This window comes from Micromonospora sp. WMMD737 (genome assembly GCF_049179055.1).
GTDB classification, from domain to species: domain Bacteria; phylum Actinomycetota; class Actinomycetes; order Mycobacteriales; family Micromonosporaceae; genus Micromonospora; species Micromonospora reichwaldensis.
Genome location: NZ_JBMHMH010000001.1, coordinates 3,028,434 through 3,037,812, shown reverse-complemented (window position 1 = coordinate 3,037,812; position 9,379 = coordinate 3,028,434). Strand labels below are relative to the sequence as shown.

At 71.7% G+C, this 9,379-nt stretch carries 20 protein-coding genes and 1 pseudogene; 14 read left to right on the top strand and 7 right to left on the bottom strand.

All coding sequences use genetic code 11. From position 1 onward, the window contains the following. Positions 1-134 precede the first annotated feature (134 nt). Entirely contained in the window at positions 135-713 is a 579-nt protein-coding gene (locus ACN27A_RS12695) for a hypothetical protein (protein WP_421452869.1), read from the top strand. 59 nt (positions 714-772) lie between these two features. On the opposite strand, the gene ACN27A_RS12690 is transcribed toward ACN27A_RS12695, so the two are convergent. The 7 genes from ACN27A_RS12690 to ACN27A_RS12660 form a co-directional block, all read right to left on the bottom strand. Further along, a complete protein-coding gene (locus tag ACN27A_RS12690) occupies positions 773-1,150 on the bottom strand; it encodes a hypothetical protein (protein WP_421452868.1) in 378 nt (125 codons plus the stop codon). Continuing rightward, positions 1,137-1,712: a hypothetical protein gene (locus tag ACN27A_RS12685; RefSeq protein ID WP_421452867.1), complete on the bottom strand. Its 576-nt coding sequence runs from the start codon at positions 1,710-1,712 to the stop codon at positions 1,137-1,139. Before ACN27A_RS12685 ends, ACN27A_RS12690 begins: the two co-directional genes overlap by 14 nt. Further along, a complete protein-coding gene (locus tag ACN27A_RS12680) occupies positions 1,709-1,882 on the bottom strand; it encodes a hypothetical protein (RefSeq protein WP_421452865.1) in 174 nt (57 codons plus the stop codon). Before ACN27A_RS12680 ends, ACN27A_RS12685 begins: the two co-directional genes overlap by 4 nt. Then, positions 1,879-2,724: an HD domain-containing protein gene (locus ACN27A_RS12675; protein ID WP_421452863.1), complete on the bottom strand. Its 846-nt coding sequence runs from the start codon at positions 2,722-2,724 to the stop codon at positions 1,879-1,881. Before ACN27A_RS12675 ends, ACN27A_RS12680 begins: the two co-directional genes overlap by 4 nt. 58 nt (positions 2,725-2,782) lie before the next feature. After that, positions 2,783-2,992 (bottom strand): hypothetical protein, encoded by a 210-nt coding sequence (locus ACN27A_RS12670; protein WP_421452862.1) that lies wholly within the window; start codon positions 2,990-2,992, stop codon positions 2,783-2,785. Beyond that, complete coding sequence (locus ACN27A_RS12665) at positions 2,989-3,930, bottom strand: hypothetical protein (protein WP_421452860.1); 942 nt, start codon at positions 3,928-3,930, stop codon at positions 2,989-2,991. The genes ACN27A_RS12670 and ACN27A_RS12665 overlap by 4 nt, the downstream gene beginning before the upstream one ends. Positions 3,931-4,119: 189 nt before the next feature. Then, positions 4,120-4,359, bottom strand: coding sequence for a hypothetical protein (locus ACN27A_RS12660; RefSeq protein WP_421452859.1), 240 nt, complete (start codon positions 4,357-4,359; stop codon positions 4,120-4,122). Positions 4,360-4,519: 160 nt separating this feature from the next. Here ACN27A_RS12660 and ACN27A_RS12655 point away from each other — a divergent pair, with 160 nt between their 5' ends. From ACN27A_RS12655 to ACN27A_RS12595, 13 genes and pseudogenes are all read left to right on the top strand, one after another. Continuing rightward, on the top strand, positions 4,520-4,966 hold the full coding sequence (locus ACN27A_RS12655; RefSeq protein WP_421452857.1) for a hypothetical protein: 447 nt from the start codon (positions 4,520-4,522) through the stop codon (positions 4,964-4,966). Between the two features lie 95 nt (positions 4,967-5,061). Then, a complete protein-coding gene (locus ACN27A_RS12650) occupies positions 5,062-5,253 on the top strand; it encodes a hypothetical protein (RefSeq protein ID WP_421452854.1) in 192 nt (63 codons plus the stop codon). Beyond that, a complete protein-coding gene (locus ACN27A_RS12645; RefSeq protein ID WP_421452851.1) occupies positions 5,253-5,723 on the top strand; it encodes a hypothetical protein in 471 nt (156 codons plus the stop codon). The genes ACN27A_RS12650 and ACN27A_RS12645 overlap by 1 nt, the downstream gene beginning before the upstream one ends. A gap of 16 nt (positions 5,724-5,739) precedes the next feature. Further along, positions 5,740-5,955: a hypothetical protein gene (locus ACN27A_RS12640; RefSeq protein ID WP_421452848.1), complete on the top strand. Its 216-nt coding sequence runs from the start codon at positions 5,740-5,742 to the stop codon at positions 5,953-5,955. A gap of 20 nt (positions 5,956-5,975) precedes the next feature. Then, positions 5,976-6,382, top strand: a pseudogene (locus tag ACN27A_RS12635) (DUF3307 domain-containing protein). A 66-nt stretch (positions 6,383-6,448) separates the two neighbouring features. After that, on the top strand, positions 6,449-6,799 hold the full coding sequence (locus tag ACN27A_RS12630) for a hypothetical protein (RefSeq protein ID WP_421452845.1): 351 nt from the start codon (positions 6,449-6,451) through the stop codon (positions 6,797-6,799). A gap of 131 nt (positions 6,800-6,930) precedes the next feature. After that, positions 6,931-7,071: a hypothetical protein gene (locus ACN27A_RS12625; protein WP_421452843.1), complete on the top strand. Its 141-nt coding sequence runs from the start codon at positions 6,931-6,933 to the stop codon at positions 7,069-7,071. Next, positions 7,068-7,577, top strand: coding sequence for a hypothetical protein (locus ACN27A_RS12620; RefSeq protein ID WP_421452841.1), 510 nt, complete (start codon positions 7,068-7,070; stop codon positions 7,575-7,577). The genes ACN27A_RS12625 and ACN27A_RS12620 overlap by 4 nt, the downstream gene beginning before the upstream one ends. Next, on the top strand, positions 7,577-7,801 hold the full coding sequence (locus ACN27A_RS12615) for a hypothetical protein (RefSeq protein ID WP_421452839.1): 225 nt from the start codon (positions 7,577-7,579) through the stop codon (positions 7,799-7,801). Before ACN27A_RS12620 ends, ACN27A_RS12615 begins: the two co-directional genes overlap by 1 nt. Positions 7,802-7,830: 29 nt before the next feature. Then, positions 7,831-8,091 (top strand): hypothetical protein, encoded by a 261-nt coding sequence (locus ACN27A_RS12610; RefSeq protein WP_421452838.1) that lies wholly within the window; start codon positions 7,831-7,833, stop codon positions 8,089-8,091. A gap of 10 nt (positions 8,092-8,101) precedes the next feature. Beyond that, positions 8,102-8,476: a hypothetical protein gene (locus ACN27A_RS12605; protein ID WP_421452836.1), complete on the top strand. Its 375-nt coding sequence runs from the start codon at positions 8,102-8,104 to the stop codon at positions 8,474-8,476. Positions 8,477-8,521: 45 nt separating this feature from the next. Then, on the top strand, positions 8,522-8,836 hold the full coding sequence (locus ACN27A_RS12600) for a hypothetical protein (RefSeq protein ID WP_421452834.1): 315 nt from the start codon (positions 8,522-8,524) through the stop codon (positions 8,834-8,836). Between the two features lie 30 nt (positions 8,837-8,866). Further along, positions 8,867-9,286 (top strand): DUF6573 family protein, encoded by a 420-nt coding sequence (locus ACN27A_RS12595; RefSeq protein ID WP_421452832.1) that lies wholly within the window; start codon positions 8,867-8,869, stop codon positions 9,284-9,286. Positions 9,287-9,379: the final 93 nt, after the last annotated feature.

Below are 9,379 nucleotides of genomic sequence, written 5' to 3'. Positions count from 1 at the left end.
GGCTCGCGGTTTGCGTGCCGGTTCACCGACGGTAGGCGCTCGGTCACAGGGGCCCGCTACGTGGCGGGGGACCGCCCCGCAGCGGGGCACTCTGCCCGACACCTCATGAGGGTGTCGGTGACCCGACACTCTCCGTGGCCGTCGGTGTCTCCCGCGTGGGCTCGCCAGCCGGCACCATCGATCGGATGCGCACCCGACTCGTCACCGTGGCCCTTGCCGCCACCGTCGCCCTCGCTGCGGCCGGCTGCTCCGACACTGCTGGCAGCCCGACCGCTACACCGCCAGCCGGCGGAAGTCCGGCCGCCGCGCCCGCTCCGGCGCCCGCCGAACCGATGGACGCGAAAGCGGTCCTCGGCCGGCTCACGGCCGCGAAGGTCGGCGTCACCGATGGCATCGTGCAGACCGAGGACACCGACCCGAACAACCGGCTCGGGCGGCCCGGCGGATACACGTCGCGGGCCTCCGCGTATGTGCCGGGGGGCATGAAGTCGGAGAAGCACGCCATCGAGCAGGGCTTGGTAATCGAGGTGTTCCCGACCTTGAAGGAGGCGGACCGGCGGGCGAAGTACATCCAGGACACCTTGGCGGGGATGCCGATGTTGGGCACGGAGTACCACTACCGGGCCGATGAGGGCCGGGTGCTGGTGCGGGTGTACGGGAAGGTGAAGCCGTCGCAGGCGAAGAAGATCGAGGCTGCCGTGGCTGCTCTGTGACGGCCCGCTGGATGCCCCGGCCGCGTACGGGAGGCCGGGGCTCATGAGCTGCGGGTCTGTCACCGCCGCTTCGCCGCGTAGGCGGCGTGCATTCGTGACACCCGTGCCCGCCGTGCCGGCTCCCCGAGGAGGACGCCCAACGCCGCTGCTGTCGGGCCTGCGCCGGCAGCGAACCGCCGCATCACGTCATGGGCCTCATGGACTGACGCTGCGACCATCTCCACGCCCTGGACGGCGACCCGGTCAGCGGCCGAGCCGGTGAAGCCGTGCGGCACCCACACAATCCGCAGATGCCCCGCCTGGACGTGCCGGGACACCTCGACGTCTGCGCCGAGGCCGGCGGCGTGCGCCTTCAGTTCGGGCATCTCCGGCCAGTCGGGGGCGGCGACGATCACCGGCCGGTGCGTCGTCCACTTGATGTGGTCAGGAACGGTCATCGCGCGGGTCCTCCGGTCGGGTGGTGATGATGTCGATGACGGCGCGGGCGGCCTGGCCGTCGCGTTCGGCGTCTTCGAGCTGGGCGAGTAGCCCGGCGACCATCGTCGGGTACTCGGGGGCTGTGGTGTCGGTGCCCACGGCCAGGGACCGATCGTGTCGGCCGGCGGGCCAGCGGAAACGGACGTGGTAGCGGCCCTGTCCGGCGATGGTGAAGCCGGCGGTCCCCATCGCTGCAACCAGGGTGGCCGGGTCGGGCAGGTTGCCGTTCGCCGGCCGGCGGCAGCACGGGGTCATGTGGCGGACGCGGACGCCGGGCCGGTGGCAGCGGCAGTCGCAGCAAGCGTGTTTGCGGTAGCGGGGCGCACCGGCGGGAATCACCGTCCCCCACGGCATCTCTTCCCCGTCCGGGTCGACACTCCACAGGGCGGTCGGTTCGGCCGGGTCCCCGTAGATGACCACGTCCCCGTCAGGAACCGCTGTGGCGTCGAGACTGAGTTGGTGCCCGTCGATCTCGCGCGCATGGATGACCTGGTTACCGCAGGTCCGGCACGCGCTGCTCACTGGGTCACTCTGCCGCGCGCCTTGCGCAGGGCCAAACATGCCTCGGCGACTGCCTGGGCGGCCTCGTTCGCCTCGCCCATCGGGTCGGCAACGGCCTGCTCGTAGTCGGTAACCGCGTCCTCCAGTGCCTCGACCAGGGCGCGAACCTTGCCGGGTGTTGGCCGGCTCACGTCGTCGCCTGTTCGGGGGCGGTGAGCACGAGCCGGGCACGCAGGTACTTCCGCCGTAGCCGCTTCGCGTCGTCGGATGGCAGCAACGCCAACCGGGCCTCGTCGCTGTTGTCGGCGTTGTCGGCGAGCTTCACCAGCCGGCCCAGGGTGTCCTGCCGGGCGCGTTCGATCATTGCCCAGTACGACTCGCCGTCCTGTCGGGTGACCGCGTCCACGGCGGCGACGACCTCAGGCGGGTAGCCGGCGGCGAGTAGGTCCGCGCAGGTGACATCGCTGTCCTCGACGACGTCGTGGAGCCAGCCGGCCGTCGCCGCGTGGTCGCCGTTCTCGGCGAGCATCGCGGCGACCCGGGCGGGATGCTCGATGTACGGCCGTCCGGCCTTGTCGACGACGCCCCGGTGGGCGCCGGCCGCGAGCGCGGCGGCGTCGGCGACCGTGGGCGGGGTCGGCGGGCAGCCGTCGCCGGCTTGCGGGTGCGGGAGATCCTTCGCGTACGCCCACGTCTGCCCGTGCTCTGCGTCGTGCCAGCCGTGAACGGCGCCGTCGGACATGGCAGCGACGGTCGGCCAGTCGAACCCGTGGTCTTCGACGAGGTGCTGCCGGATGCTGCGGTGCGCGCGGCCGTACCGGCTGCCGTGGGTCCACGGCTCGTCGGCCGGGTCGGTCTCGGCTCGCACCAGCCGCCATCCGAGGGCGTCGAGATGGGACAGCAGGGAAGGGGCGAGGTTGTCGGCGGAGCGGATGTGCTCGCTGGCGTCGGCGACGCCGACGGCGTCGATCGCGGCGGCCAGGGCGGCTACCGCTGTAGTGGGCGTGCTGGTCACCTCGGCGGATTCGGTCACGGCGACTCCAATTTGATAGCTGTTATGACTACCAAGCTATCCGGCTTGCACGGGCGCGTCAACGAGCACCCGCCCGCGTCGCCTGTTCCGCGAGCTGTGCCATCAGGGCCGGCGAAGGCAGCAGCACCGACGTCAAGCACCGGTGGGCGGCGCAGTCGTACCAGGTGCCGCACCACCGCTGCTCCGCGCTCTGCCGGTCGGCGGGCCGTAGCGTCATCTGGCCGTGGGTGTTGCAGGTCGGCAGGGTCGCCAGGTCGGTTGTGGTCATGCTGCGGGCTCCCGTTCTCGGCTGGGTCCCTCAACCCAGCGCAGGTACGCGTCGTCGGGCTCGTTGCGGTACGGGCCGGCGGGGGCGAGGCGGGGCCGGCGGGCAGGGTCGGGGCGTTCGTGCGGTGCCGGCGGTGGGCCGAGCTTCCGCACCCGGCCGATCAGTCCTCGGCCCGGGTCGTCGAGGCCGGTGAGCGGCCGGTCGAGGACGGCGGCGACGTCGGAGGTGGTCCAGCCGCGCCGGAGGGCGGCGGCGATGGTGCGGGTCAGTTCGCGGGCGTCGGGCACGGTCAGGGTGTCGCGGTACGGGTCGACGAGGGCGACCGCCTGGGCGTTGGTCGGCTCGTCGGGTGCTGCTGCCTCCGCCGCCCCCACCTCCGGGGGGTTGGTGGTAGGGGTAGGGGTTGGGGAGGTAGTTGGTGGTAGGCCCCCGACTTTTCCGGGGGCTTTCTCGCCTATGCCCCCGGAAATCTCGGGGGCTTTCGGTGCCGAAGCCCCCGAGATTTCCGGGGCCTTTCGCTCGTCGGAAGCCCCCGACTTTTCCGGGGCCTTCTCATCGGAAGCCCCCGAGAAACCCGGGGGCTTTCCGGCCGACGCCTCCACCACGGCGGCGGCCGGCGACTCCACCCACGGCAGGCCCGTGGCCTTCTCGTACCGGGCGCGCAGCACCGCCACCGGCGGCACCCGGAATGTCGTCCGCTGCCCCCGATGCGCATAGACCGGCTTGCCGTTCCTGTCGGTGCCCAGGGCCACCCGCAGTTCCAGCCACTTCTTCGCGATCGACTTCAGCGTCTCCTCGACGCTGCGCTCCGGCCGGTCGACCAGCGCGGCGAGGACGTCGGCGCCGGGGTAGCCCTCGCGGGTGCTGTCCCAGCATTCGTCGGCGATCTCCAGGACCAGCAGCCGCTCCAGGGGCGTCAGCAGTCCCGGCGGGATCATTGCGCGCACTTCGCGGCGCAGCTCGTACCCCATGAGCTACTGCCCGCCCGTCGCGGTCGCGTCGGCGGTTCGCCTGGTTGGCGTGGTGGTGTTGCTACTCTCTTGCACAGCCCAGGGCCTCTCTGGGTGAGTCGGTCCGGGTAGCGGTGTTGGTAGCACCGTCCGGACCGCACCTGTTTCTGCTGCCGGTCACTCCGGCCGGTTGGTCGTCTGCCGCTGGACGTCCTTCAGGATCTTGTCGATCCAGGTGTCGGACCAGACGTGGCCCATCCAGCGCTGGATGACGGCCTTCTTCACGCCGTCGGCGTACGCGTCGCGCGCCGCCTGGACTAGTTCATCTCGGGGCTCGGCGATGATCCGCTCAGCCTCGTCGCGGGCTCGCTGATACGCCTCACCCCTCTCCCGTAGTCGGGCCTCGTGGTCGGTCATGCCCCGATCATCACACAGGCCCAACAAAGTTTCCAACACGTTGGGCAAGTCGGTTGACATGGGCAAACGCTGCGCATAACTTGGTAGATGTAAGCGCTAGCGGCTACCGGGCCGGTGCTACCAACACCCCCGGAAGCCCCAATCGGGAGAGGTCCCCGACATGGTCACCAAGCTCACCGAGGCCGGCACCGCCGACACCCAGATGTACGGCACTCTCAGGCTCGTTGCCAGCCTCACTGTCGACGGCGGCATCGCCCTCAACACCTTCACCCGCACCGGCACCGACCGCATCGACGCCCTCTCCGGCCTCCGGTTCTCCAACCGGCTCGACGCCGTCGAGGTCTACCGCGACATCCGCGACGGCGGCCTGGCCGGCATGAGCTTCGAGGACATCGCCGAGAAGGTCCGTGAGCGGCTGTGCGGCATCCGCGCCGGACTCCTCGGCCGCGCCGGGCAGGAGCCCCGCCTGGCCGAGGTCGACCGGGCCCTCGACACGGTCGAGCCCCTGGCCGACCGCGCCCTGTTCGGCGACCGCACCCTCGCCACCCTGCGCGACGAGTTCGCCGCCGGCCTCGCCGCCGACCGGGCCGCCCGCGCCGCCGCCTGAACCCCAGCACCACCCTGCCGGCCCCGCCAACCGGGGCGGGGCCGGCCGCGCCTGCACACACCCAGCCGTCCAGGAACCCACGTCAGGAGAACGTCATGGACCGCACCACCAGCCCCATCGCCCGTCGGGCCGCCCGGGTCGCCGACCGCGCCACCCGCCCGCCGCTGCTGGTCGAGATCCCCACGCCCGACGGCGAGCCGGCGCTGCGCAAGCAGAAGCGCCGCCGGCCGTCGCGCCACACCAGCGACCGCGCCGCGATCACAGCGTCCCTGCTGGGTGTCGGCTGATGGGCGGCGGAAAGACGGCCGCGGTCGCCCAGGTGATCGCCGAGGCGACCCGGCCCGCCGGGCACAGCGCCGGGGACCTGGAGGAACTGCTGATCGCCGTCCGCGCCGGCCGGGTCGTCGCCATCGGCTCCCGCTGGGTCATCGACGTGTCGTGGCTGGCCCGAGCCGCCATCGACGCCGGTCTCACCGCGAAGGTGGGCGTCGAGGACCAGGCCCGGCTGAAGCTCACCACGGCCGGCAGAGTCACCGTCAGCCGCCTCTGTGCGGATCGCGTGCTGGCCGAGGCGAAGCGGATCGCCCGCGCCCACCGGCGGGGCCGGGAACGCGCCGAGCAAGAGCACGCCGACCGGGTCGCCGCGCAGGGCCGGCAGTCCACGCGAAGCGCCGTCGGCGCCGCACTCTTCGGCCTCGGCATGTTCGCCGCCGGAGCCGCCACCACGTACCTCGCGCTGCGGCCCACCGGCCGCTGACCCGGAAGGAACCATCATGAGACGACGCGTGATGCGGTTGTGGGCACGCCTGACCGGTGACTCGATCGGTGCCCTCACCGACAACCAGCAGGCCCTCTACACCAGCGTGCTCGTGCACGACAGCGTTGTTGGTGTCGGTGTCGACGTGCTGCTGCCGAAGCTCGCCACCCAGCTCGACGCCACCCGCTCCGACCGGGTCGCCGTCGCCCGCGCGTTGGGCATCAAGCTGTGAGCGCCACCGTCGCTGCCAGCATGGGCGCTGCTGCGGCCGTGTTCGTCGCCCTGTTCGCTGCCCACCAGGTCGCCGACCACACTGGGTGCAGACCAAGTGGGAGGCCGACAACAAGGGTGAAGCCGGTTGGGTTGGACGGTTGGCGTGCGCGTCGCACGTCACCACCTACACCATCACCGCCCTGGTCACGTTGGCGGTGCTCGGCCTGGCGACCGGATGGCGACCTGATCCGGTGCCGCTGATCGCCGGTCTTGCGATCAGTGCGGTCAGCCACTACATCGCCGACCGGCGCACGCCGCTACGGTGGCTCGCCGACCAGATCGGCAAGGACGCGAACTGGTTGGAGCGCGGGGGTGGCCTGTACGCCCTCGACCAGTCCTGGCACTACGGGTGGCTGTTCATCTCCGCCCTTGTCATCACAGCATGAACGGCCTCGATTGGCACCCGCTGATCCGGATGCTGCGCGCTCTGGACCTCCCCCACCACTGATTACGTGGTGTTCGGGTCCGGGCCGCTGCTGGCCCACGGGTTACGCACCCAGCTCGGCGACCTGGACATTGTGGCGCGCGGCGCGGCCTGGCACCGGCTCGCCGCGATGTCCGAGCCCGTCCCCGCCCCGTCCGGACACGGGCAGATGGTGCGCCTGCAAATCGAAGCCACCGACCAGTGGCTACCCGGCTTCGACACCGCACACCTGATCGCCACCGCCGAGCACCACGGCGGTATCCCGTTCGCCTCGCTGGCCGAGGTCGCCCGTTCAAAGCGGCGCACCGGCCGGCCAAAGGATCACCGCGACCTGGCGCTTATTGACGCCGTCATCAACCAGGACCGCACGAACACATAGACGCAGCGCGGGGAGCGGCCCGGCCGTAGGAAGCAGGCCGCCCCCCGCTGTCCCCATCCACGAGGACCACCCCGCACATCGGCGACTGCAACGCCGCGCGGGGTGGGCGAACCATCCGAAGGAGGCCCACCATGGCCAAGTCCATCACACAGCTCGGCAAGGAGTGGAAGGCGGCGGACAACGTCGCGAAGACCGTCGGCGGACGGGAGGCGACCGCAGCCGCCGAGGCGGCGCGGCAGGCCCTCGCCAACGCGGCGAAGGGCAAGCGGTGACCGGCCTGCGCGGCTGGCTCGCCGCCCGCCGCCACCGGCACACCGACCGACGCCGGTACGGCTACCACCAGTCCCAGCAGCAGGCGATCGGTTCCCGGCTCGCCCGCACCAGCGACCCGCACGGCCGAGCCCGCCTGCTGCTCGCCCTCGGCACCTCCACCAGCCGACTCGCCGCCCTGCACAACCAGCTCCACGACGACAGGTGGATCGACGGCGAGGAACGCAGCGTCGGCATGTCGCTGATGCTGGAGTCCACCCTGTACCGGGCACTGTCCGACGTCGAGACCGCAGCCGCATACGGAACCGCCCGCCTCCCGACGATCGCCGCAATCGAGGCGGTCGCCGGCCCGGTGCTCGACAAAATGGCGGCCAGCCCGGTCCTGCGCGACCGGATGCGGCTGCTCGGCGACCTGGCCGACGCCGTCACCCCGGTCGTCGGCGACCGCGCGGCCGGGATGCTGGTCGCCCTGCCGTCGCCGGCCGGCACAGTGACGGCGGTGGCCTGATGCCCGGCCGACCCGGAGCCCTGCGCGTCACCGCGTACCTGGTGGGGCTGCTCGCCGTCCTCTGCATCCTGCTGGTCCTGGTCGAGCTGCTGGCAACCGGCGTGCTGCCGCGAATCACGGTGGGCACCTGGCGCATTCCGGCCGCCATCCCGGGGGCAGGTGTCGCCCTGGTCGTGTGTCACTGCCTGTACGCGGTAGCGAACCGGCGGGATGGTAGGGCGTGACGGCCGGCGAGGCGAACGACGACCGGGCCGTGGCTGACCATGTCGCGGCCAGTGTCGACGAGGACGACCCTCGGGTGGTCGCCGAGGTCGTCGCCTCTGTCGAGCTGGTCGACCGGGCCGTGGTCGAGCGGATCGTTGCCGCGATCGAAGTCTGCGACCCGCCGACGCTCACGGTCGCCGGCCGGGGCCGCGGCTGGTGGCCGGTGGCGTTCACCGACGACGAGGTGACGGTTCGCCGCCACGGCGAGGTGGAGACGGTCCCGTGGTCATCGGTCTCCCTCGACGGGTGAGGGCGTCTCGGTGACGATCCGTTCCCTGCCCGAGCCGTGCTGGATGCTCGCCGTCGACGACCAGGCCGACGACGGGGACTGGCACAGCTTGGGCGGGGACGGCTCGGACCTGCTTGTGGAGTGGGCAGGGCTGTGGACGGACGTCCCGGCGGCGGGGACGCCGGTGCCGTTGCCGGAGCTGGGTGCCGCGCCGTGCGTGCTGCTGGCCTGCTCCGGCTGCGGGGTGGCGCTGGGCGAGGGGGAGGGGGACCACTTCCCGTCGGAGGTGGAGGCGTTGTTGGCGGCGGCCGAGGACGGCTGGGCGGGGGAGTGGTGTCCGGCGTGCCGCGAACACGCCTGGGCTGATTTTCGAGATTTCCTGGCTGGGCCGGGCCCCACGCTGTAACTTGATAGTTGTAAGAGCTACTAAGAATCCAGCGTGGAGGTCCCAGTGGGAGCAAGCGAGTTTCAGCAGTACGTCGACGGGGTCGACCCGAGCGAAGCGTTCCGCGACGCCCGCGAGGATGCCCGCTACGAGTACGGCAACCGGGGATACACCGGCAGCCTCGCCGAGAAGGACGACTACGTCGTCATCGCCGACAAGCCCACATCGCGCGAACTCGCCGAGGCGCTGGCCTCGCGCCTCATGCGGGACGACGACCCCCGCATCAGCGACAAGTGGGGGCCGGCCGGAGCTATCGCCATCGCCGCCAACGGATCCGCCAGCACCACCGGATGGCTGTTCTTCGGCCTCGCGAGCTGCTGACCCACCTCACGCCGACGCCGAGGAGGCATCATGTCCACGACCGATTTCTGGGCCGACGCCGAGATCATTCACGCCTACACCCGCGCCCAGGCCCTCGCAGACGGCGCGCTCGTCGACGCCGGCCCGGCGGCCCGCGAAGCCGGATTCCGCTTCCCGGTCGCGCTGACCCGGGCCGTCTGGATCGACTGCGTCGCCTGGACCGACGCCGACAACGCCCGCAAGGGCACCTTGCAGGACGAGTCGGGCCGGCTGTGGGACGTCCTGTGGATGGCGATGGTCGCCGTTCGTCGCCTCCAGGGCCGCGACTGCGACCGGGTCCTGTTCCAGCTCCTCCGGGTGCCGGTCGAGGGCCGGGGCATCCGGCCGCGACTGGTCACGCTGGAGCTGGTGGTCGGCCCCGGCGATGCTGGCGAGCCGGTCATGACCATCCAGCAGCGCGGCGAGGACTGACCGTCGGCGCCAGCGGCCCCGGGGAATGCCCTCCCTCGGGGGTTGCGCCGTGTTCGGGGAACACGCCGGGCCAATTCGGTAGATGTCGTGGAC